Raw genomic sequence first — 21,996 nt, forward strand, 5'->3', positions numbered from 1 at the left:
CCCGGCGTCGCACGCCGTCGGTTGTTTCGGGGCAGGGGTCATCGCGGGAGGCCGCGTCGGCGGCGCCCGGTGGTGGTACGGGATGGGTCAGGTCAGGGCGGGTAGCTGGACGTCGACCCGCAGGCCACCGTCCTCGCCCGGCCGGGCGGCGATGATGCCGCCGTGCGCCTGGGTGATCGAGCGGGCGATGGCCAGGCCGAGCCCGGCTCCGCCGCCCTGGTTGGTCCGGTCCCGGGCCAGGCGCCGGAACGGTTCGAAGAGCCCGTCGACCGCCTCGCCCGGCACGGTCTGCCCGGTGTTGACCACGGTCAGCGCGGGGTTCCCGCCGACCGTGACGGTGAGCCGGCCGCCCGGCCGGTTGTACTTGATCCCGTTCTCGACCAGGTTGGTGACCAGGCGCTCCAGCAGCACCCGCTCGCCCGGCACGAGCCGCGGCGTCAGCTGGCTCGCCACCGTGACCCCGGCCTCGGCCGCCCGGTCGGCGTACACGGCCAGCACGGTGGCGACGATCTCGTCGAGGCGCTGCGGGGTGGCGGAACGCAGCCCCTGGTCGCTCTCGCTGAGCGCGAGCAGCCCTTCGATGAGCCGCTCGTTGCGCTCGTTGGTGGCCAGCAGTTGGGCGGTGAGCAGGTCGAGCTGCTCGGCGGTGAGCGACTGGGCCATGCCCACCTCGATCAGGGTCCGCTGCACCGCCAGGGGCGTACGCAGCTCGTGCGAGGCGTTCGCGGCGAACCGCCGCTGCCCCTCGTAGCCGGCGGTGACCCGGTCCATCATGTCGTCGATCGCGCGGGAGAGCCGGGCCAGCTCGTCCCGGCCGCCGCGCCGGATCCGGTAGCCGAGGTTCTGCGGGCCGAGGTTGGCGATCGGGCCGGCGAGGTCGCCCACCGGGCGCAGGCACCAGCGGGCCGCCGCCCACACCGCGGCACCCCCGACCGCCAGCACCGCCAACTCGGTGAGCAGGGGCAGCAGCGGCACGAACGGGCGGGCCGGCTCGCACACCGCGCCGATGGTGGCCACACCGCAGAACCGCTGGATCCGCCACCACAGCAGTCCGAGCAGCCACTTGAGCACATTGGGCAGCAGGAAGCCGGCGAGCAGGGCGAGCACCCCGACCAGCAGGACCCGGCGACGGGGGCTCACGCCGGCTCGCCGATCCGGTAACCGGCCTTCGGCACGGTGTGGATGACGGAGGGCGCGCCGAGCTTCTTGCGCAACGTCATCACGGTGACCCGGACCGCGTTGGTGAACGGGTCAGCGAACTCATCCCAGGCCTGTTCGAGCAGCTCCTCGGCGCTGACCACGCCACCACCGGCCCGCATCAGCACGTGCAGGACGGCGAACTCCTTGGGGCTCAGGCCCAGCGGCCGCCCGTCCCGGCTGACCGTGTGCCGGGCCACGTCGAGCACCACCCCGTGCCGCTCCAGCACCGGGGGCACCGCCGGGGCGGACCGCCGGCCCAGCGCCTGCACCCGGGCCACCAGTTCGGCGAAGGCGAACGGCTTGGTCAGGTAGTCGTCGGCGCCGAGCCCGAGACCCGCCACCCGGTCCCGGATCCCGGCCGCCGCGGTGAGCAGCAGCACCCGGGTGCCCGCGGCGGAGCCGGCGAGGCTGCGGCAGACCTCGTCGCCGGTGGCCCCGGGCATGTCCCGGTCCAGCACGGCCACGTCGTACCGGTTGACCCCGATCCGTTCCAGCGCGCCGTCGCCGTCGTAGCAGACGTCGACCGCCATCGAGAACCGACGCAGCCCCTCGGCGACCGTGTCCGCCAGCAACCGCTCGTCGTCCGCCACCAGTACCCGCACCGCGCTCCGCTCCCCCGTGCTCCTCGTCCGTCCCACCTACGGTCCCAGGCCGGAGATAAGGGTTCCGTAAGCGCCGCCGCAGCCATCCTCCACTCCGCCGGGGCCGGAACAACCGCAGCTCGCAAAGGGTGTCACCCGATGCGCCGGGTTGCGGCGTTCGTCCCGCCCGCGGTGACCCGCGCGAGCCCCGCGGGTGAGCCGGATCACGCCCGGCGGGACCAGGGTCCGGGATTCGCGATGGGACGGGCCCGGCGCGGGTTGGCGATCAGAGGTGAGCTGGGTCACCATGGGCGCGAGGAGGTCGCCGATGACCGACCCGTGGCTCGCCCTGGAGTTCGGCGCCGATCCGGCGGAGCGGATCGCGCAGGTCGGCGCCGCCCACGAAGCGTTCCTCACCGCCGGCACCACCCCCGACCGGGTCCGCGACGTGGTGCGCCGGTCCTGGGAGCGCTCCGCGCTGCTCGACCCGGAGGCCACCGCCCCGGTCGACCTCGCCGACGACGCGCTGGACAGCTACCGGGCCGGGCATCCGCTGGCCCGCGTGCTGCCGCTCTTCCGCGACCTGCTCGGCGGCATCGCCCAGGACGGCGCACACCTGATGGCGGTCTGCGACGCGTACGGGCGGCTGCTCTGGGTGGAGGGGCACCCGGGGGTGCTCCGGCACGCCGAGCGGATGAACTTCGTGCCCGGCGCCCGCTGGGACGAGGCGCACGCCGGCACCAACGCCCCCGGCACCGCCCTGGCCGTCGACCACAGCGTGCAGATCTTCGCGACCGAGCACTTCGTCCGGCCGGTGCAGCGCTGGACCTGCGCCGCCGCGCCGATCCACGACCCGCTCAGCGGGCGGCTGCTCGGCGCCGTCGACATCACCGGGGGCGACCACCTGGCCACCCCGCAGAGCCTCGCCCTGGTCCGGGCCACCGCCCGCGCCGCCGAGGCGTTCCTGCTGGCCGGCGCGGCACCCGCCGAGCCGGACGTGCTGCACGTCGCCGCCCTCGGCCGGGACGAGGCGCAGCTGCGGGTCGGCGGCCGGCGGATCCGGCTCGGCCGCCGGCACAGCGAACTGCTGGTGCTGCTGACCGAACACCCGGAGGGGCGCACCGGCGAGCAACTCGGCCTCGACCTGTACGGCGACGACCGGCTGCACCCGGTCACCCTGCGCGCCGAACTGTCCCGGCTGCGCCGGGCGCTCGGCGAGGAACTCCTCGACTCCCGCCCGTACCGGCTGCGCCCAGCCGTGCGCGCCGACTTCCGTACCGTCACCGAACTGCTGGAACGCGGCGATCCGGCGGGGGCGCTCCAGGCGTACGCCGGGCCCCTGCTGCCCGGGTCGGACGCGCCGGGAGTGGCACGACTGCGCCGCCTGCTCGACGGCCAGCTCCGCGCGGCCGTGCTGGCCACCGCCGACGCCGGCCTGCTGGCGGACTGGACCGCCACGCCCGCCGGCGCCGGCGACCTCACCGCCTGGCAGGCCCTGGCGCGGGCGCTGCCGCCGGGCACGCCGCGCCGGCCCCTCGCCCTCGCCCGGGCCCGCCAGCTCGCCCAGGAGTACGACCTGCCCCGCGCAACGTCGCTGCAACGTCCCCGAAACTAGCGTCGGCGCCGTCCACCCCTCACGGACGGCGGAGGTACCCATGACGCGCTACGACGCCCCCACCCACTGGCAGTCCCGCTACGACCACTTCATCGGCGGCGAGTACGTGAAACCGCACGGCGGCCGGTACTTCGAGAACCCCACCCCGGTCACCGGCGAGACCTTCTGCGAGGTGGCCCGCGGCACCGCCGAGGACGTCGAGAAGGCCCTCGACGCCGCGCACGGTGCCGCCGACGCCTGGGGTCGCACCCCGGTCGCCGAGCGCTCGCTGATCCTCAACCGGATCGCCGACCGGATGCAGGAGAACCTGGAGTCCCTGGCCATCGCCGAGACCTGGGAGAACGGCAAGGCGGTACGCGAGTCCCTGGCCGCCGACATTCCGCTCGCGATCGACCACTTCCGCTACTTCGCCGGCGCCATCCGAGCCCAGGAGGGCTCGCTCGGCGAGCTGGACGACGACACCGTGGCGTACCACTTCCACGAGCCGCTGGGCGTGGTCGGGCAGATCATCCCGTGGAACTTCCCGATCCTCATGGCGGTCTGGAAGCTCGCCCCGGCGCTCGCCGCCGGCAACGCCGTGGTGCTCAAACCCGCCGAGCAGACGCCCGCCTCGATCCACTACCTGCTCTCGCTCGTCGGCGACCTGCTCCCGCCGGGCGTGCTGAACGTGGTCAACGGCTTCGGTGTCGAGGCGGGCAAGCCGCTGGCGTCCTCGCCCCGGGTGGCGAAGGTGGCGTTCACCGGCGAGACCACCACCGGGCGGCTGATCATGCAGTACGCCAGCGAGAACATCAAGCCGGTCACCCTGGAGCTGGGCGGCAAGAGCCCGAACATCTTCTTCGACGATGTCAGCGCCGCCTCCGACGACTTCCGGGACAAGGCGCTCGAAGGCTTCACCATGTTCGCCCTCAACCAGGGCGAGGTGTGCACCTGCCCGTCCCGGGCGCTGATCCAGCAGGGCCACTACGCCGACTTCCTCGCCGCGGCGGTGGCGCGTACCGAGGCGATCGTCGCCGGGCACCCGCTCGACACCGAGACGATGATCGGCGCGCAGGCCTCCAACGACCAGCTGGAGAAGATCCTCTCCTACCTGGACATCGGGCGGCAGGAGGGTGCGCGCGTCCTGACCGGCGGGGAGCGGGCCGACCTGGGCGGCGAACTGTCCGGCGGCTACTACGTGCAGCCGACGATCTTCGAGGGCGACAACTCGATGCGGATCTTCCAGGAGGAGATCTTCGGACCGGTGGTGTCGGTGACCTCCTTCGCCGACCTGGACGACGCCGTGAAGATCGCCAACGACACCCTGTACGGGCTCGGGGCCGGCGTGTGGACCCGGGACCTGAACACCGCGTACCGGGCCGGGCGGGCGATCCAGGCCGGCCGGGTCTGGACCAACTGCTACCACGCCTACCCGGCGCACGCCGCGTTCGGCGGGTACAAGCAGTCCGGCATCGGCCGGGAGAACCACAAGATGATGCTGGAGCACTACCAGCAGACCAAGAACCTGCTGGTCAGCTACTCCCCCAAGAAGCTGGGCTTCTTCTGATGGGTGACCCGGTCACCCTGACCCCCGCGGCGGCCGACCTGATCCGGTCGCTGCGGGGGCAGCACGGCCCGCTGATGTTCCACCAGTCCGGCGGCTGCTGCGACGGCAGCGCCCCGATGTGCTATCCCGCCGGCGAGTTCCGCACCGGCGGATCGGACGTGCTGCTCGCGGCGCTCGCGGTCGACGGGGTGCCCGAGCCGGTCGAGTTCTGGATGTCCGCCGCCCAGTGGGAGCTGTGGAAGCACACCCGGCTCACGGTCGACGTGGTGCCGGGCCGCGGCAGCGGCTTCTCGCTGGAAGCCCCCGAGGGCGTCCGCTTCCTCATCCGCTCCCGACTGGCCTGACGGTCACCGGGGCAGGCCGGCGCTCGATACCGCCTGCCCCGGCCGGGCCGGCCCGCTCTGGCCGGCCCGGCCGGCCCGGCCTGCTCTCTGGCTGGCCCGGCCGGCCCGGCCCGCTCTGGCCGGCCCGGCCGGCCCGGCCTGCTCTCTGGCTGGCCCGGCCGGTCCGGCCTGCTCTCTGGCTGGCCCGGCCGGGCCGGCCTGCTCTCTGGCTGGCCCGGCCGGCCGGTCCGGCCTCCGCCGGGGCGGGCCGACGATCGCGCCCGCCCCGGGCGGAGGTCCAGGTCAGCCGAGGCTGAAGAGGACGTTGTCCAGCTGGCCGCGGAACTGGTCGTTGTTGGTCAGCCCGGTCCCCTTGGCCCCGATGTTCACGTTGGCGGTGTTGCTGATGTTCATGCTGGCCTTCTCATTGGTGTCCACCGGTTGGTTGTCCACCAGCAGGGTCAGCACGTTGCCCCGCCGCTTGCACTGGACGAACTTCCAGCCCTGGTCGGCGATCGAGGTGGGCGAGGTGAGCCGGACCTCGGCCGTCGTGCCGTCGGCCAACGTGCCCTTGATGCGGCAGCCCGGCAGGCCGCCGTCCAGCTGGAGCTTCCACTGCGTCGGGTCGTTGAACACGCCCTTCTGCACCAGGTTCGCCCCGGTGGTCACCTGGGCCGAGGTCACCTTGGCCAGCGCGCTGACCGTGAAGTCCCCGCTGCCCGGGTTCAGGGCCGCGGCGTGCGGGACCTGGACGATGGCGCTGCCCGTGGCGGGGAAGGCGAGTGCCGGACTGCTGCCCGTACCGTTCGGCCGGGTCGCCCGCGAGATGCTGCCCCCACCGTTCACCGCGATGCAACCGGAATCGCCCGGCGTGGCGAGGTCGGCGAAGCATCCCGCCGTCCAGGGTCCCGGCTCGACCTGGCCGGTGGGCGTGGCGTCGAAGTCGAGGCGCAACTGCTCGGTGGCGGCGTACGCGGGCGCGGTGTCCACCAGCGCGGCGGCGGCCAGGGTGACGGCGCCCAGAGCGAGCGCGGACATGGTTCGACCCATGACAGGTCCTCCGAAGAGTAGTGCCGCGGTCCCCCGTATGGCCGCAGCGTCCCCACATGATCACCACACCCACCACGTCTGTCAATGCCTGCCCCCAACCCCACCCCACCCTCGCCCTCCCCACTCCACCCCCGCGATCATGGAGTTGTGGCGCCTCGGATGTCCGCCTATTCGGCTTTCGTCAGGTGCCACAACTCCATGATCGACGGCGACCGGGTGGGGGGGCGGCGGGTTGACGACGGCTCCTGACGTGGGGCGAGCCGGGCTGGGAAGGTCAGGGGGCGAGGAGGAGGGGGCGGAGGGTGGCGAGGATGTGTTGGGGGCGGCGGTAGAGGTCGGTTGCCGTGAAGTGGCGCATGCGCCAGCCATTGGCGGCGAGCCAGTTGAGGCGGGACCGATCGTGGTGCAGGCGATCAGGGTCCAGGTGGGAGCGGCCGTCGTACTCGACGCCGACCCGCTGCTCCCGGTAGCCCAGGTCCAGCCGGTAGATGTGCACCCCGTCCTGGTCCGGGACCCAGAGTTGCGGCTCCGGCGCCGGAAGGCCGCCGTCGATCAGCAACAGCCGCAGTTGGCTCTCCTGCCGGCACTCGGCGCGCGGATCGGCGAGTTCCGTCAGCCGACGTGCCTGCCGCACCCCACGCAGGCGGGCGTGCAGCGCGACCTCGGCGAGTAGTTCGTCGCGGCTGCACGCGCCCGCTCGCAGTGACAGGTCCAACAGCGGCAGGGCGTCCATCCGCCGCAGCACCCGAGCGAGATCAACGGCCGACCGGGCAGCCGGCGCACACGGCACCCCGGAGATCTCCACGACGGTGGAGACGGGCAGCACCGCCTCGTGCGCCGCGACCCCTTGGATTTTCGGTACTCCGCTGCCCGCGGGAACGATGACATGCACCTGTGCGCTCGGTGCCGCGCCGAATCCATGCAGTCGGGCAGCGGTCTGGAAGCCGGCCACGGCACCCGAAGGCAACCGACGGAACAGGGCATGCAGCCAACTCAGCTCGTCCTCGTACCTGCCGTAGACCCCCCTTGACAACCGGCTCAGACTCCCCCTCTCGAGCCGGTGCCGGAGTTCCCCCCGGCTGACCCCCGCCGCCCGCAACTCCCGATACCGCTCCACCACCCGCCCACCCTGACCCCCCACCCCCACCCCCACCCCACGCACCCACCCCTGTGGACAACCCGCCCCTGTGGAAACCCCCCACCCCCACCCCCTCCCGTGCTATCCCCCACCCCAAGCCCGTCGTCGATCAAGGACTTGTGGTCGCTGACAAAAGCCGCAAAGTACGCCTTCGAGGCGCCACAACTCCATGATCGACGCGGAGGGGGGCGGGGGCGGGGGGCGGGGGGCGGGGGCGGGGGGGGGCGGGGGGTCAGCGGGAGTCGAGGAGGGGTTGGGTGGGGTTCCAGGGTGGGGCGCCGGCGGCGTCGCGGCGGCGGCGGGCGATCGCCGACAGGGCCTCCAGGACGACCCGGTTGCCGAGGAAGGCGGTGATGTCGGCGTGGTCGTACGGCGGGGCGACCTCGACCACGTCGACCCCGACCACGGGCAGTTCGTAGCAGCAGCGGCGGACGGCGTCCAGGAGTTGCCGGGAGGTCAGTCCGCCCGGTTCCGGGGTACCGGTGCCGGGCGCCATGCCGGGGTCGACCACGTCCACGTCGACGGAGAGGAAGACGCCCTCGCACTCGTCGACCGCGATCCCGAACGCCTCGGTGAGGCAGGTGTCCAGCCCGCGCGCGACCACCTCGGTCATCTCGTACGAGCGCATCCGCTGCTGCGCCATCCAGGCCAGGGTCGGCGGGTCGGGCCAGTAGCCGCGCAGGCCGATCTGGAGGAAGCGGTCGCCGCGTACCGCGCCGGACTCGATGAGCCGGCGCATCGGCTGGCCGTGCCCGTGCAGCGAGCCGAACTCGATGTCCCCGGTGTCGGCGTGCGCGTCGAAGTGGACCAGCGGCACCCGGCCGAGCCCGTGGTGCCGGGCCACTCCGGTGGCGTCGGGCAGGGCGATGGAGTGGTCGCCGCCGAGCACGATCGGGATCGCCCCGGCGGCGGCGACCGCGTGCACGGCGGTCTCCAGCGCGGCCAGCGACCGTTCGATGTCGCCGGAGAACATCTCCACGTCGCCCGCGTCGTACACGCGCAGGTCCCGCAGGCCGTCGACGCGCAGCGCCAGCGACGGGCGGGAGCCGTCGTGCGGTAGGTAGCAGGCCTGCCGGATGGCGGACGGGCCGAACCGGGTGCCGGGCCGGTGCGAGGTGCCGCCGTCGAAGGGCGCGCCGACGATCACCACGTCCGCGTCGGCGTAGGTGACCGGCTCCTCCAGGGTGCAGGGCGGTATGCCGAGGAAGGTGATGTCGGGGCCGTACATCGGGCCGTAGCGGGTCACCGTTCCTCCATCCCCCACGGCGAGCCGTAGGCGGTCAGCAGGTCGAGGAAGGGTAGCGGGGGCAGGGCCTCCGGGCCGAGCACCCCGCTGCCGGACCAGGCGCCGGTGGCCAGCAGTTCCAGGGCGACGACCGGGTTGACGGCGGTCTGCCAGACCACCGCCTGGTGGCCGTACTCCGCCATCGACCACTCGTTGTCGACCACGTGGTAGAGGTAGACCCGGCGGGGCCGGCCGTCCACGCCGGTGCCGGTCACGTACGTGCCGGCGCAGGTCTTGCCGCGCATCCGGTCGCCGAGGGTGGCCGGGTCGGGCAGGCAGGCGGCCACGACGTCGCGGGGCGCGACCGAGGCGCCGCCCACCCGTACCGGGGTGACCGCGTCGAGGCCGAGCTTGTGCAGCGTCTTCAGCACCTCGATGAACTCGTCGCCGAGGCCGTACTTGAAGGTGACCCGCTTCGCCTCGATCCAGCGCGGGATGAGCAGCACCTCCTCGTGCTCGACGTTGACGCACTCGACCGGGCCGATCCCGGCCGGGAACTCGAACACCTCCGGCTCGGAGAAGGGCGCCGTGGTGTACCAGCCGCGGCCGGCCTCCCAGACCACCGGCGGGTTCAGGCACTCCTCGATGGTGGTCCAGATGGAGAACGACGGCGCGAAGTCGTAGCCGTCGACGGTGAGGTTCGCCCCGTCGCGTACCCCGATCTCGTCGATCTCGGCGAAGAGTTCGTCGGCGGCGTAGCGGGCGAAGACGTCGGAGAGGCCGGGCTCCACGCCGATCCCGCAGAGCGCCAGCCGGCCGGCGTCCGCCCAGGCGGGTGCCGCCGCGAACTGCTCGTCGCCGAGCTTCACGCCGGTCTCCGCGTGCGGCGCCGACGGGTGTGGTCGGGACAGGGACATCGCCATGTCGAGGTAGTCGGCCCCGGCGGCGAACGCGCCGTCGAAGATCGGCATGACGAAGCGCGGGTCGACCGCGTTGAGCACGTGGGTGATCCGGTGCTCCCGGCAGAGCGCGGCGACCGCGTCGGCGGAGGAGGCGTCGACGGTCGCGGCGACGAACCGGTCGCCGTGGCCGGCCACCGCCCGCGCGGCGCGGGCCGGGTCGTGGTCGGCGACGACCATGGTCTCGAAGAAGGAGCGGCGGGCGGCGATGGCGACGGCGGCGGAGCCGACGCCGCCGGCGCCGACGAGCAGGATGCGCATCAGGAATCGAACCCCAGTCCAAGACGATCGAGAGTACGGAGCCAGAGGTTGCGCCGGCCCTCGTGCGCGTCGGCGCGGGCGAGCGACCAGCGGGTGAGGTGGATGCCGGCGGCCCGGACCGGCTCCGGCGGGAACGGCAGCGGCTTGCGGCGGACCAGGTCGAGCCGGGTCAGCGGGGTCTCCTCGCCACCGAGCAGGTCGAGCATCACCCGGGCGCCGAAGCGGGTGGCGCCGACGCCGAGCCCGGTGAACCCGGCCGCGTACGCGAGCCGCCCCTGGTAGCCGGTGCCGAAGAACGCGCAGAACCGGGTGCAGGTGTCGATGACCCCGCCCCAGCGGTGGCTGAACCGCAGCCCCGCCAGTTGCGGGAAGGTGGTGAAGAAGTGGTCGGCGAGGGCGGTGAAGGTGGCCGCCCGCTGTTCCAGCGACGGTGCCATCCGGTTGCCGTAGTGGTAGACCGCGTCGTAGCCGCCGAACAGGATCCGGCCGTCGGCGGTGATCCGGTAGTAGTGGAACTGGTTGCCGGTGTCGGCGAGCCCTTGCCGGTTGGCCCACCCGATCGCGTCCCGCTGTGCCGGGGTCAGCGGTTCGGTCATCAGCGCGTAGTCGTAGACCGGCACCAGCCAGGCGCGCAGCCGGCGCAGCAGCGGCGGGAACGCGTTGGTGGCGAGCGCCACCTGCCGGGCCCGGACCGCGCCCGGGGCGGCGTCCGGACCGCCGGCCGTGGTCGCGCGCAGCGCGCCACCGTCCCGGGCCAGGCCGGTGACCCGGGTGTGTTCGTGGATGCGTACGCCGAGGTCGAGGGCGGCCCGGCGGAGTCCCCAGGCCAGCCGCGCCGGGTCGAGCAGGGCCACCCGGTCCCGGTCCCACAGCCCGCCGAGGTACGTCGGCGAGTGCACCTCGGCCCGTACCTCGTCGCGGTCGAGCAGGTGGACGTCGTGGCCGTACCGGCGTCCCAGCTCGGCGTCGGCGGCCAGCCCGGCGAGCTGGTACGGCTCGACGGCCACGGCCAGTTCGCCGCTGCGGACGAAGTCGCAGTCGATGCCGTGCCGCGCCACGGTCGCCGCGATGGCGTCCAGGTTCTCCCGGCCGAGCCGGTCCAGCTCGGCGATCTCGCCGGGGAACCGGTCGACGCCGTTGGCCAGGCCGTGGGTGAGGGACGCGGCGCAGAAGCCGCCGTTGCGCCCCGACGCCGCCCAGCCGCAGGTGCCGGCCTCGACCAGGAGCACGTCCCGGTCGGGTCGGGCCTCCTTGGCCAGCAGCGCCGTCCAGAGCCCGGCGTACCCGCCGCCGACGATCAGCAGGTCGGCCTGGTGCGGGCCGGCCAGCGGCGGCAGCGGGTCGGGACGGTCCGGCCGGTCGAGCCAGTACGGGACGGGCGCGGCGTCGGCCAGCGCCCGGCCGGTATGCGGGAGGGTCATGACGCGCTCTTCGGCGCCCCGACGGCGGCGACGGGCGCCGCGAGAGCCGCGCGCCGGGCCCGACGGCCCCGGAGCGAGCTGGCCCCGACCACCGCCAGCGCGATCACGAACATCGCCGTGCCGATGACGTTGACCTGGGGTGGGATGCCCTTCCCGGCGGCGCCCCAGACGTACATCGGGAAGGTGACGGTGGTGCCCGAGTTGAAGTTCGTGATGATGAAGTCGTCGAAGCTGAGCGAGAAGGCCAGCAACGCGGCGGCCACGATGCCGGGCAGCACCAGCGGCAGGGTGATCCGCCGGAAGGTCTGCCAATCGCTGGCGTACAGGTCCATGGCGGCCTCCTCGAGCCGCCGGTCCATGCCGGCGAGGCGGGCCTTCACGGTGACCACGACGAACGACACGCAGAACATGACGTGCGCGATGACGATGGTCCAGAAGCCCAGCGGGATCTGCGCGGCGACGAAGAGGGCGAGCAGCGAGGTGCCCATCACCAGTTCGGGGGTGGCCATCGGCAGGAAGATCAGCCCGTTGATCCCGGCCCGGCCCCGGAAGCCGTGCCGGACCAGGGCGAACGCCATCAGAGTGCCGAGGACGGTGGAGATGACCGTGGCGATCAGGCCGATCTCGATGCTGCGGACCACCGCGTCGCGCATCTCCACAGTGGGGAAGGGATGGGTCCAGTTGTCCAGGGTGAACTCGTGGAAGTCGTAGGACAGCCGGCTGGAGGGCCGGTTGAAGGAGAGCCCGGCCACCACGATGATCGGCAGCGAGAGGTAGAGCAGGACGAGCAGGGCCACCCCCATCACCCACCGGTCGGCGAGCCAGCGGCGCATCACCACGCACCGCCGTTCGCGACCGCGGGGCTCCGCTTCGCCGCACTTCGCGCGCTCACAGAACCTCCTCCGTGCCGGCCTTGCGCAGGTAGCCGAAGACGATCGCGAGGATCGCCGCCATCAGCAGGAACGACAGGGCCGCGCCCTGCGGGTAGTCCAGCCGGACCAGGAACGCCGAGTCGATGACGTTGCCGATCATGTACTCGTTCGGCGTGCCGAGCAGTTCGGCGTTGATGTAGTCGCCGGTGGCCGGGATGAAGAAGAGCAGCGTGCCGGCGATCACCCCGGGCATGGACAGCGGCAGGGTGACCTTCTGGAAGGCCCGCAGCGGGCTGGCGTACAGGTCGCTCGCCGCCTCCAGCAGGCGCGGGTCGAGCCGCTCCAGGCTCGCGTACAGCGGCAGGACCAGGAAGGGCAGGAAGTTGTAGGTGAGGCCGAGCACCACCGCGAACGGGGTGGCCAGCAACCGGCCGTCCGGGCCGAGCAGGTGCACGTCGCGCAGCAGCCCGACCACCCAGCCGTGGTCCGACAGGATGGTCTTCCAGGCCAGGGTGCGGACCAGGAAGCTGGTGAACATCGGCGCGACCACGGCGACCAGCAGCAGGTTCTTCCACCGGCCGGCCTTCTGGGCGATCCCGTACGCCAGCGGGTAGCCCATCAGCAGGGCCAGCACGAGTGCGATCGCGGAGTAGCCGAACGAGCGGGCGAGCTGCGGCCAGTACTGCTCGAGCGCGGCCGGGTAGTTGCCGAAGGACCAGGTCATCGCGTACCCGGTGGCGAGCGATCCGCTCGGGTCGTAGAGGCTGGCGGCGGCGAGTTGGAGCAGCGGCAGGGCGAAGAAGACCAGCAGCCAGGCCGCGCCCGGCAGCAGCAGCAGGTACGGCAGCAGCCGGTGGCGCCCCCGGCGGGGGGCCGGCGGCGCTGCCGGCTCCCCCGCCGGGGTGGACACGTGCGCCAGGGCGGTCATGACCCGACACCCACCGGTGGCTCGTCGAGCAGCGGTGCGGTCTGGTCGTCCTCGCCGGGCGCGCGGGGCAGCAGGAAGGCGTGCCGCGGGTCCCAGTGCGCGGTCACCGGGGTGCCGAGGGCGAACCGGCCGCCGACCCCGCTGTTCGCGACGAAGACCGACAGCTCGCTGCCCCAGGCCGTGCGGATCAGGTACTGGGTGCTCACTCCGACGTAGGAGGCGTCGGTGACCACACCGCCGAGGTGCTGGTGCGCGCCGGGCACCGCGCCGGGGTCGGCGGCCAGGTGCAGCTTCTCGGGGCGTACCCCGAGGAAGACCGGCCCGTGGTCGACGCGGACCCGGGCCGCCGGCACCGCGAAGCGCGAGCCGTGCGCGGTGACCGGCACCTCGTCGCCGGCCCGTCCGGACGCCTCGCCGGCGAGCAGGTTGGACTGGCCGAGGAAGTTCGCGACGAACGCGGTCGCCGGGTACTCGTAGAGGTCGGCGGGGGCGCCGAGCTGTTCGATCCGGCCGGCGTTCATCACCGCGACCGTGTCGGCCATGGTCATGGCCTCCTCCTGGTCGTGGGTGACGTGCACGAAGGTGATGCCGACCTCGGTCTGGATCCGCTTCAGCTCGATCTGCATCTGCCGGCGCAGCTTCAGGTCGAGCGCGCCGAGCGGCTCGTCGAGCAGCAGCACCTGCGGGTGGTTGATCAGGGCGCGGGCCAGCGCGACCCGCTGCTGCTGGCCGCCGGAGAGCTGGGCCGGTTTGCGCCGGCCGTACCCGTCGAGCTGCACCAGCGCGAGCATCCGCTCGACCTGATCGGTCACCTTGCGGATGCCGCGCCGGCGCAGCCCGAAGGCGACGTTCTCGTGGATGTCGAGGTGCGGGAAGAGCGCGTAGCTCTGGAACACGGTGTTCACCGGCCGCTTGTACGGCCGCAGCCCGGCGATGTCCCGGTCGCCGAGCAGCACCTGCCCGCTGGTCGGTTCCTCCAGTCCGGCGATTATCCGCAGGGTGGTGGTCTTGCCGCAGCCGGACGCCCCGAGCAGGGCGAAGAACGAGCCCTGCGGGACGGTCAGGCTGAGGTCGTCGACCGCGGTGAAGACGCCGAACCGCTTGGTCAGGTTGGCCAGCCGCAGGTCGCCGGCCGGTGTCTCGGATGCCATCCTGGTCACGCCCCGATGACCTGCTGGAACTTGGTCTCGTACTCCTTCTCCCGCTTTTCGTCCAGGGCCATGAAGACCTTGGACTTCGACAGCATCGCGTCGTCGGGGAAGATGAGCGGGTTGCTCGCCAGGTCCGGGTCGATCTTCTCCATCTCGGCCTGGGCGCCCTTGACCGGGCAGATGTAGTTGACGTACGCGGCCAGCTTCGCGGCCACCGCCGGGTCGTAGTAGTAGTTGATCAGCTCTTCGGCGTTGGCCCGGTGGCTGGCCTTGTTCGGCACCAGCATGTTGTCCGACCAGAGCATCACGCCGGACTCGGGCACCACGAACTTGATCTTCTCGTCCTCGAAGCCGAGCTGGATCACGTCGCCGGACCAGCCGATGCACGCGGCGATGTCGCCCTTGGCCAGGTCGGGAGCGTAGTCGTTGCCGGTGAACTTGCGGATCTGCTTGGCGTCGACGGCCTTCTTGAGCTTGTTGAGGGCGTCGTCGAACTGGGCCGTGGTGAAGTTGGCCGGGTCGTGTCCGTTGGACTGGAGCAGCAGCCCCATCGTGTCGCGCATCTCGGACAGCGCGGTCACCTTGCCCTTGAGGTCGGGGCGGGTGAGCAGCTCGTCGACGCTGCGGATCTCCTTGGTCACCTTGGCGTTGTACGCGAGCCCGGCGAGGCCGGACTGCCACGGGATGGCGAGCTGGTTGTCGCTGTCGAAGGAGCGGTTGCGCAGCGAGGGCAGCAGGTTGGCGTCGACGTTGGGCAGCTTGGCCTTGTCCAGCTTCTGGATCCAGCCGAGCCGGATCATCCGGGCGGCCATCCAGTCGGTGAGCACCATGATGTCCCGCCCGGTGGTCTGGCAGCCGGCGAGCTGGTTCTGCACCTTGCCGAAGAACTCGTTGTTGTCGTTGACGTCCTCGGTGTACGTGACCTGGACGCCCGACTTGGCGATGAACGCGTCGAGGGTGGGGCGCTTGGACTCGTCCTTCTCGTCGACGTCCATGTACTGCGGCCAGTTCGAGAAGGCCAGCTTCTTCTCCGTCGCGGAGAGGTCCTCGCTCTTGCAGCCGGCCTCGGTCTGCTGGGCGCCCTTCGTGCCGCAGCCGGCCAGCGTGCCCGCGGTGGCGAGCAGCGCGGCCGAGCCGAGGGTGCCGGTGAGCAGACCACGCCGGGTGAGGGGCCGGAGGGGACTACGCATGTGACGACTCCTCTGGGGGTCATCGTCGGCGGCGGGACGGGGGTGGCGCGCCGGCGGGAGGGTCAATGGCGATGGACGACTGATCCTGACATGCAGTGACCTTCCTTACAAGGGATTCCGTTGCGGGAATAGCGATGGACCACGAAATACGCCAGACTGCGCGCGGGCACTACGCTCAGCCGCAAGGATCCGGACAAGTGGGAGCGACGATGGCCAACCGGCAGCTCGAGAACGGAAACGGGACGCGGCGCGTCACTGTGCGTGAAGGAGCCAGTCACGCGCTGCTCGACGACGTGGCCAAGCAGATCATCGAGCAGCTCCAGGAGGACGGGCGGCGCCCGTACGCGACCATCGGCAAGGCGGTCGGGCTCTCCGAGGCGGCGGTCCGGCAGCGGGTGCAGCGGCTGCTCGACGCCGGCGTCATGCAGATCGTCGCGGTGACCGATCCGCTCCAGCTCGGCTTCCCCCGCCAGGCCATGATCGGCCTGCGCACCGACGGCGACCTGGAGGCCGTGGCGGACCGGCTCGCCGAGTTCGAGGAGATCGACTACGTGGTGATCACCGCCGGCTCGTTCGACCTGCTGGCCGAGGTGGTCTGCCGCAACGACGAGCACCTGCTGGAGATCCTGCAGAAGCTGCGTGCCGTCACCGGGGTGCTGGCGACCGAGGCGTTCGTCTACCTCAAGCTGCGCAAGCAGACCTACAGCTGGGGCACCGCCTGATACGGATTCCGTTGCGTTGGCAAACGCCTCTCGCTGAATCCGTTGCATGAAGCCTCGGAGACTTGCGTTATCAGCAACGCCTGTGCGATAACCGTGGGCAGAGCGGCCGGTGTCACCCCTGACCGGCCCGAGACCCGATGGGGCTGACATGGCCAACGCCACCGACCACCTCTGGATGCACTTCACCCGGATGGCCAGCTACTCCGCCGGCGAGATACCGACCATCGTGCGCGGCGAGGGCGCGTACGTCTGGGACTCGCAGGGCCGCCGCTACCTGGACGGACTCGCCGGGCTCTTCGTCGTCAACGCCGGCCACGGCCGGACCGAACTCGCCGAGGCGGCCGCCAAGCAGGCCGCCGAGCTGGCCTACTTCCCGCTCTGGTCGTACGCCCACCCGACCGCCGTCGAGCTGGCCGAGAAGGTCGCGGCGCTGGCCCCCGGCGACCTGAACCGGGTCTTCTTCACCACCGGCGGCTCGGAGGCCGTCGAGGCGGCGTGGAAGCTGGCCCGGGCCTACTTCAAGCGCACCGGCCAGCCGAACAAGTACAAGGTGGTCAGCCGCTACATCGCCTACCACGGCACCTCGATGGGGGCGCTGTCGATCACCGGCCTGCCCGGCATCAAGAGCGACTTCGAGCCGCTGGTGCCCGGCGGCATCAAGGTGCCGAACACCAACTTCTACCGGGCGCCCGAGCACGGCGACGACGCCGAGGCGTTCGGCCGCTGGGCGGCCGACGAGATCGGCCGGGCGATCGAGCGGGAGGGGCCGGACACCGTCGCCGCGGTCTTCCTGGAGCCGGTGCAGAACTCCGGCGGCTGCTTCCCGCCGCCGCCCGGCTACTTCCAGCGGGTCCGCGAGATCTGCGACGCCTACGACGTGCTGCTGGTCAGCGACGAGGTGATCTGCTCCTGGGGCCGGCTCGGCGAGTACTTCGGCGCCAACCGGTACGGCTACCAGCCCGACATCATCACCACCGCCAAGGGCATCACCTCCGGGTACGCCCCGCTCGGCGCCATGATCGCCAGCGACCGGCTGATGGCGCCGTTCCTCACCGAGACCGGCATGTTCGCCCACGGGGTGACCTTCGGCGGCCACCCGGTCTCCTGCGCGGTGGCCCTGGCCAACCTGGAGGTCTTCGCCCGCGAGGACCTGATCGGCCACGTCCGGGCCAACGAGGCGGCGTTCCGGTCCACCCTGGAGAAGCTGACCGACCTGCCGATCGTCGGTGACGTCCGGGGCGACGGCTACTTCTACGGCATCGAACTGGTCAAGGACAAGGCGACCCGGGAGACCTTCGACGAGGCCGAGTCCGAGCGGCTGCTGCGCGGCTACCTCTCCACCGCGCTCTTCCAGGCCGGGCTCTACTGCCGCGCCGACGACCGCGGCGACCCGGTGGTGCAGCTCGCCCCGCCGCTGATCGCCGACCAGCAGCAGTTCGACGAGATCGAGCAGATCCTGCGCGCCGTGCTGACCGAGGCATGGTCCCGCCTCTGACCGGCGGCTCAGGGCCGGCCGGGACCGACCGGTCCCGGCCCGGCCCCGCCGACGCCGCCGACCCGGACGGGACCGAGCGGTCCCGGCCCGGCCCCGCCGAACCGGCCGGGACCGTCGAGGAGCCGGCCGCCGTCGGCGGCACCGACCGGACCCGGGTACGCCGGCTGCCCGACCTCGCCGTCCACGACCGGGCGGCGCTGCACGCCGTGCTCGACGCCGGCCGGGTCGCGCACCTGGCCGTCGTCGACGGCGACCAGCCGTACGCGCTGCCCGTGGCGTACGCCCGGGACGGGGAGCGGGTGCTGGTGCACGGCTCCACCGGCAGCCGGCTGTTCCGGCACCTCGCCGCCGGCGCGCCGGCCTGCCTCACCGTCACCCTGCTCGACGGCCTGGTGCTGGCTCGCAGCGCCTTCGAGTCCTCGATGAACTACCGCTGCGCCATGGTGCTCGGCACCCTCACCGCGCTCACCGGCGAAGCCAAGCTGGCCGCGCTGCACCGCCTCTCCGAGCACCTGCTGCCCGGTCGCTGGGCGGAGATCCGGCCGCCCTCGGCCAGGGAACTTGCCGCCACGCTGGTGCTCGCCCTCCCGCTGCACGAGTGCTCGGTGAAGGTCAGCGCCGGCCCGCCCGACGACCCCGAGGACGACCTCGACCGGCCGGTCTGGGCCGGGGTGGTGCCGGTCGTCGAGGCGTACGGGATTCCGCGGCCCGACCCTCGGCTGCGCCACGACCTGCCCCCACCGGAGTGGTGATGCGCTACCAGGAGCTGTCGTACTGGCTGTCCACCGTGCACGAGCCGCTGACCCCGCGCCCCGGGCTGGCCGGCGACACCGACGCCGACGTGGTCATCGTCGGCGCCGGCTACACCGGGCTCTGGACCGCGTACTACCTCGCCGTGACCGACCCGACGCTGCGGATCGTGGTGCTGGAAAAGGAGATCGCCGGGTACGGCGCCTCCGGGCGCAACGGTGGCTGGTGCTCCGCGCTCTTCCCCACCTCGCTGCCCGCGCTGGCCCGCCGGCACGGCCGGGACCGGGCGCTGGCCATGCAGCGGGCCATGCGGGAGACCGTCCGCGAGGTCGGCCGGGTGGTCGCCGCCGAGGGCATCGACTGCGACTGGCGGGCCGGCGGGACCGTGGTGCTGGCCCGCAGCGAGGTCCAGCTCGGCCGGGCCCGGGCCGCCGTCGCCGAGGCCCGCGAGTACGGGCTCGCCGACGCCGACCTGGTGCTGCTCGACGCCGCCGAGGCCGCCGCCCGCTGCCACGCCGACGGGGTACGCGGCGGCACGTACACCCCGCACTGCGCCGCCGTGCACCCGGCGAAGCTGGTCCGCGGCCTGGCCCGGGCGGCGGAGCGTCGGGGCGTACGGATCCTCGAGCGGACCCCGGTGACCGCGCTCCGGCCCGGTGCCGCCGTGACCCCGGCGGGGGTGGTCCGTGCCCCGGTGGTGGTCCGGGCGACCGAGGGCTTCACCCCGGCCCTGCCCGGGCAGCGGCGGGCCGTCGCACCGGTCTACTCGCTGATGGTGGCCACCGAGCCGCTGTCCGCGGCGACCTGGGCGGAGATCGGCCTGGCCGAGCGGGAGACGTTCTCCGACTACCGGCACGTCATCATCTACGGCCAGCGCACCGCCGACGGCCGGCTCGCCTTCGGCGGGCGGGGCGCCCCCTACCACTACGGCTCGCGGGTCCGTCCCGGCTACGACCGGGAGCCCCGGGTCTTCGCGGCGCTGCGCCGGGTGCTCGGCGAACTCTTTCCGGTGCTCGGGCCGGAGGTGCCGGTCAGCCACAGCTGGGGCGGGCCGCTCGGGGTGGCCCGGGACTGGGCCGCCTCGGTGGGGCTGGACCGGAGCACCGGTCTCGCCTGGGCCGGCGGGTACGTCGGCGACGGGGTGGGCACCAGCAACCTGGCCGGCCGTACCCTGGCCGACCTGATCCGGGGCGCGGAGAGCGACCTGACCGCGCTGCCCTGGGTCAACCACCGCTCCCCCCGCTGGGAGCCGGAGCCGCTGCGCTGGCTGGCCGTCAACGCCGGCCTGCGGGTGATGTTCTCCGCCGACGCCGCCGAGTCCCGCACCGGCCGCCCGGCCCGCCGCGCCACCGCCCTCTCCCGCCTCCTGGGCCACTGACCCCGGCCCTCCGGAGGAGGGGATCAGTGGGTGGGCGGGATGACCCGGAGGTGGCCGCGGCGGCCCTGTTGGGGGGTCTGGGGGTTGAGGTGGTCGTCCTCGGGGGGACGCGGGGGTGCGGGGCGGGCGGCCTCGCGTACCGCCTCGGCCAGCGCGACCAGGTCGTCGGTGGTGGGCGGCGGCGGCTCGAACTCGCCCTCGTGCCGGACCACGTCCCAGCCGCGCGGGGCGGTCAGGCTCCGCGCGTGCGGCTCGCAGAGGTCGTAGGTGTGCGGTTCGGCGAAGGCCGCGAGCGGACCCACCACGGCGGTCGACTCGTTGTAGACATAGGTCAATGTGGCGACCGCTTGCCGGGGGCAGCCGTTACGGGAGCAGCGCCGTGGTGACCTCACGGCGGCAGGGTATCCCCATTACCGGGTCCGGCGCACCGCTTCGCGTTGCGACACGCCCGTCGTGGTGATCACAATTCGTCCGATCGGCGGCCGGGCGCGGCGCACCGGCGGCGCAACGGCGGGCGGCCGGGACCTGCGGGCTACCCTTTGCGTCATGACGAGCCCGGAGAACCGCCGCCCCGGCTCCGGCCGGCGCACCCACCGTGACCGGCACGGACGCGGGTTGCGCGGGCGGCTGGTGCCGGCCACCGTGCCGCTGGCCCGGACCAAGGCCGAGGTCTTCGACGACCTGGTGCTGGACACCGTCGAGACGCTGGAACGCCGCTTCGCCAAGGAACTGGCCGGGGTCGAGTTCGCCGTCGAGGACGTCCCGCCGGAGCTGAACGTCTACGACTCCGACGTGCTGGAGGACGGCGAGGTGCCGCTCGCCCGGCTGCTGCCCGGCCGGCCGGGCCGGCAGGAGGTGCCGCCGCGGATCGTGCTCTACCGCCGGCCGCTGGAGTTCCGCGCGATGGACCGGGAGGACCTCGCGGATCTCGTCCACGACGTGATCATCGAGCAGGTGGCGAACCTGCTCGGGGTCGACCCCGACGAACTGGCCTGAGCCCGCTCGTCGACGCGGTGCCGTGGACCGGCCGGCCCCCGCCGGCCGGGTCGTCGGCCCGAGCCGGGCGGCCCCCACCGCCCCGACCCGGTACACGTCAGGCGGCGACCCGCCGCTTCAACTTGCGCCGCTCCCGCTCGGAGAGCCCACCCCAGATCCCGAACCGCTCGTCGTGACCGAGGGCGTATTCCAGGCATTCCGTCTTGACCTCACACCGCGAGCAGATGCGCTTCGCCTCGCGGGTCGAGCCGCCCTTCTCGGGAAAGAACGCCTCCGGGTCGGTCTGCGAGCAGAGCGCCCGCTCCTGCCACTCCGGCGCGTTTCCGAGCAGGTCGGCCACCTCGAGCTGGCCGTCCATCAGTTGCCTCCTTGTCGCGCACCGGCGTCATCGCCGCTGCAACCCCCCACGCGAAAGGCGTGCCTGTCCGTCCGCACCCAATTTGTTGTGTTCCGAACGAACAACCCCATTCAAATTACACGCGTGTAATGCGTGCGCCGTCAAGCCAAACTTGATAATGGAGTCGCCCTCCCGACACCTCCGGACGACCACCGAGCCGCCCGAGCCTCGCAACCTGCCCTATCGATTCAAACCCCCGACGAGTAACGCCCTCCCCGGCGAGTTGCCCGAGATTTTCGCCGTGGCGCACCCGGTCCCGGCCCCGTCGGACGCCCCCCGTTGCGGCTCCGGCGGACCGTCGCCGGGCGGCTCCCGGAGTCCCGTCCAAGATCAGCATTGTGGTGGGGGAAAGGTTAACCCGGCCGCCGCAGAACCGCTCGTCGAGCCCGCCAACGCCGACCGCGCCCCGCCCACATCGTGGGCAGGGCGCGGCAGCGGGCAGGGCCGGTACGGTCAGCGCGTACCCGGGGGTGCGCTGGTCGGCAAGACGAACTCGGCGACGGCGCCGCCGGTGACCGAGATCGCTCCGGCCGGGGTCCGATCGTCCCACCAGACGGTATAGACGTCCGCCGGCAGGCCCGGATAGACGGCACTGTGGAACAGCCCGTCGCGGACGTGCCGCGCCCGGACGGCCGAGTGGGTACGCGCCCCGTCCCGGCCGGCCGGACTGATCTCGATCTCCCGGCCGTGCAGGTCCGGTCCCGTGTAGACGACCAGGGCGCCGCAGTCGCCGCCCAGTTCGAGCACGACGCTGCCGCGCTCCGACGGCCCGAGGGTGTGCTGATGCTGGTGCACGCG

General features: G+C 72.7%; 22 protein-coding genes. 8 read left to right on the forward strand and 14 right to left on the reverse strand.

Features of this window, described 5'->3' with window-relative positions:
- Positions 1 to 87: 87 nt before the first annotated feature.
- A complete protein-coding gene (locus tag ACIBPB_RS01085) occupies positions 88 to 1,140 on the reverse strand; it encodes a sensor histidine kinase (protein WP_396837622.1) in 1,053 nt (350 codons plus the stop codon).
- Positions 1,137 to 1,802, reverse strand: coding sequence for a response regulator transcription factor (locus tag ACIBPB_RS01090; protein WP_396837623.1), 666 nt, complete (start codon positions 1,800 to 1,802; stop codon positions 1,137 to 1,139). The genes ACIBPB_RS01085 and ACIBPB_RS01090 overlap by 4 nt, the downstream gene beginning before the upstream one ends.
- A gap of 307 nt (positions 1,803 to 2,109) precedes the next feature.
- Here ACIBPB_RS01090 and ACIBPB_RS01095 point away from each other — a divergent pair, with 307 nt between their 5' ends.
- The 3 genes from ACIBPB_RS01095 to ACIBPB_RS01105 are packed head-to-tail and all read left to right on the forward strand — an operon-like array spanning position 2,110 to position 5,286.
- Positions 2,110 to 3,396: a GAF domain-containing protein gene (locus ACIBPB_RS01095; protein ID WP_396837624.1), complete on the forward strand. Its 1,287-nt coding sequence runs from the start codon at positions 2,110 to 2,112 to the stop codon at positions 3,394 to 3,396.
- 40 nt (positions 3,397 to 3,436) lie between these two features.
- Positions 3,437 to 4,942 (forward strand): aldehyde dehydrogenase, encoded by a 1,506-nt coding sequence (adh, locus tag ACIBPB_RS01100; protein WP_396837625.1) that lies wholly within the window; start codon positions 3,437 to 3,439, stop codon positions 4,940 to 4,942.
- Positions 4,942 to 5,286: a DUF779 domain-containing protein gene (locus ACIBPB_RS01105; RefSeq protein WP_396837626.1), complete on the forward strand. Its 345-nt coding sequence runs from the start codon at positions 4,942 to 4,944 to the stop codon at positions 5,284 to 5,286. Before adh ends, ACIBPB_RS01105 begins: the two co-directional genes overlap by 1 nt.
- A 282-nt stretch (positions 5,287 to 5,568) precedes the next feature.
- Here the strand turns inward: ACIBPB_RS01105 and ACIBPB_RS01110 are convergent, their stop codons facing one another.
- The 9 genes from ACIBPB_RS01110 to ACIBPB_RS01150 all read right to left on the reverse strand — a co-directional run bounded on the left by ACIBPB_RS01110 (position 5,569) and on the right by ACIBPB_RS01150 (position 15,460).
- Positions 5,569 to 6,315: a LamG-like jellyroll fold domain-containing protein gene (locus tag ACIBPB_RS01110; protein WP_396837627.1), complete on the reverse strand. Its 747-nt coding sequence runs from the start codon at positions 6,313 to 6,315 to the stop codon at positions 5,569 to 5,571.
- A 274-nt stretch (positions 6,316 to 6,589) separates the two neighbouring features.
- Positions 6,590 to 7,267 carry a DUF559 domain-containing protein gene (locus tag ACIBPB_RS01115; RefSeq protein WP_396837628.1) on the reverse strand — a complete coding sequence of 226 codons (678 nt, stop codon included), beginning with the start codon at positions 7,265 to 7,267 and terminating at the stop codon, positions 6,590 to 6,592.
- A 418-nt stretch (positions 7,268 to 7,685) separates the two neighbouring features.
- Complete coding sequence (gene speB / locus ACIBPB_RS01120) at positions 7,686 to 8,699, reverse strand: agmatinase (RefSeq protein WP_396837629.1); 1,014 nt, start codon at positions 8,697 to 8,699, stop codon at positions 7,686 to 7,688.
- On the reverse strand, positions 8,696 to 9,898 hold the full coding sequence (locus tag ACIBPB_RS01125; protein WP_396837630.1) for a saccharopine dehydrogenase family protein: 1,203 nt from the start codon (positions 9,896 to 9,898) through the stop codon (positions 8,696 to 8,698). Before ACIBPB_RS01125 ends, speB begins: the two co-directional genes overlap by 4 nt.
- Positions 9,898 to 11,319 (reverse strand): NAD(P)/FAD-dependent oxidoreductase, encoded by a 1,422-nt coding sequence (locus tag ACIBPB_RS01130; protein WP_396837631.1) that lies wholly within the window; start codon positions 11,317 to 11,319, stop codon positions 9,898 to 9,900. Before ACIBPB_RS01130 ends, ACIBPB_RS01125 begins: the two co-directional genes overlap by 1 nt.
- Positions 11,316 to 12,152 (reverse strand): ABC transporter permease, encoded by an 837-nt coding sequence (locus ACIBPB_RS01135; protein ID WP_396837632.1) that lies wholly within the window; start codon positions 12,150 to 12,152, stop codon positions 11,316 to 11,318. Before ACIBPB_RS01135 ends, ACIBPB_RS01130 begins: the two co-directional genes overlap by 4 nt.
- 55 nt (positions 12,153 to 12,207) lie before the next feature.
- Positions 12,208 to 13,119 (reverse strand): ABC transporter permease, encoded by a 912-nt coding sequence (locus ACIBPB_RS01140; RefSeq protein WP_396837633.1) that lies wholly within the window; start codon positions 13,117 to 13,119, stop codon positions 12,208 to 12,210.
- Positions 13,116 to 14,270, reverse strand: coding sequence for an ABC transporter ATP-binding protein (locus ACIBPB_RS01145; RefSeq protein ID WP_396837634.1), 1,155 nt, complete (start codon positions 14,268 to 14,270; stop codon positions 13,116 to 13,118). Before ACIBPB_RS01145 ends, ACIBPB_RS01140 begins: the two co-directional genes overlap by 4 nt.
- A gap of 5 nt (positions 14,271 to 14,275) precedes the next feature.
- Positions 14,276 to 15,460 (reverse strand): extracellular solute-binding protein, encoded by a 1,185-nt coding sequence (locus ACIBPB_RS01150; protein ID WP_396837635.1) that lies wholly within the window; start codon positions 15,458 to 15,460, stop codon positions 14,276 to 14,278.
- A gap of 209 nt (positions 15,461 to 15,669) precedes the next feature.
- Here ACIBPB_RS01150 and ACIBPB_RS01155 point away from each other — a divergent pair, with 209 nt between their 5' ends.
- The 4 genes from ACIBPB_RS01155 to ACIBPB_RS01170 all read left to right on the forward strand — a co-directional run bounded on the left by ACIBPB_RS01155 (position 15,670) and on the right by ACIBPB_RS01170 (position 19,805).
- Positions 15,670 to 16,182 (forward strand): Lrp/AsnC family transcriptional regulator, encoded by a 513-nt coding sequence (locus tag ACIBPB_RS01155; RefSeq protein ID WP_396838149.1) that lies wholly within the window; start codon positions 15,670 to 15,672, stop codon positions 16,180 to 16,182.
- A gap of 148 nt (positions 16,183 to 16,330) precedes the next feature.
- Positions 16,331 to 17,677, forward strand: coding sequence for an aspartate aminotransferase family protein (locus tag ACIBPB_RS01160; RefSeq protein ID WP_396837636.1), 1,347 nt, complete (start codon positions 16,331 to 16,333; stop codon positions 17,675 to 17,677).
- Positions 17,662 to 18,429, forward strand: coding sequence for a pyridoxamine 5'-phosphate oxidase family protein (locus tag ACIBPB_RS01165; protein ID WP_396837637.1), 768 nt, complete (start codon positions 17,662 to 17,664; stop codon positions 18,427 to 18,429). The genes ACIBPB_RS01160 and ACIBPB_RS01165 overlap by 16 nt, the downstream gene beginning before the upstream one ends.
- Entirely contained in the window at positions 18,429 to 19,805 is a 1,377-nt protein-coding gene (locus ACIBPB_RS01170) for an NAD(P)/FAD-dependent oxidoreductase (RefSeq protein WP_396837638.1), read from the forward strand. The genes ACIBPB_RS01165 and ACIBPB_RS01170 overlap by 1 nt, the downstream gene beginning before the upstream one ends.
- 23 nt (positions 19,806 to 19,828) lie before the next feature.
- On the opposite strand, the gene ACIBPB_RS01175 is transcribed toward ACIBPB_RS01170, so the two are convergent.
- Positions 19,829 to 20,197, reverse strand: coding sequence for a DUF3499 domain-containing protein (locus tag ACIBPB_RS01175; RefSeq protein WP_357315723.1), 369 nt, complete (start codon positions 20,195 to 20,197; stop codon positions 19,829 to 19,831).
- A 154-nt stretch (positions 20,198 to 20,351) separates the two neighbouring features.
- Between ACIBPB_RS01175 and ACIBPB_RS01180 the strand changes: the two genes are divergently transcribed.
- Positions 20,352 to 20,801, forward strand: a complete 450-nt coding sequence (locus ACIBPB_RS01180; protein WP_046562606.1) for a metallopeptidase family protein — start codon at positions 20,352 to 20,354, stop codon at positions 20,799 to 20,801.
- A gap of 97 nt (positions 20,802 to 20,898) precedes the next feature.
- Here ACIBPB_RS01180 and ACIBPB_RS01185 read toward each other — a convergent pair whose 3' ends face one another.
- Together ACIBPB_RS01185 and ACIBPB_RS01190 are read right to left on the reverse strand one after the other, a co-directional pair.
- Positions 20,899 to 21,159 carry a WhiB family transcriptional regulator gene (locus ACIBPB_RS01185; protein WP_013284161.1) on the reverse strand — a complete coding sequence of 87 codons (261 nt, stop codon included), beginning with the start codon at positions 21,157 to 21,159 and terminating at the stop codon, positions 20,899 to 20,901.
- A 492-nt stretch (positions 21,160 to 21,651) separates the two neighbouring features.
- Positions 21,652 to 21,993 (reverse strand): phospholipase, encoded by a 342-nt coding sequence (locus ACIBPB_RS01190; protein ID WP_396837639.1) that lies wholly within the window; start codon positions 21,991 to 21,993, stop codon positions 21,652 to 21,654.
- Between the last annotated feature and the right edge of the window lie 3 nt (positions 21,994 to 21,996).

The sequence above is a fragment of the Micromonospora sp. NPDC049836 genome, assembly GCF_044465125.1.
GTDB lineage: Bacteria > Actinomycetota > Actinomycetes > Mycobacteriales > Micromonosporaceae > Micromonospora.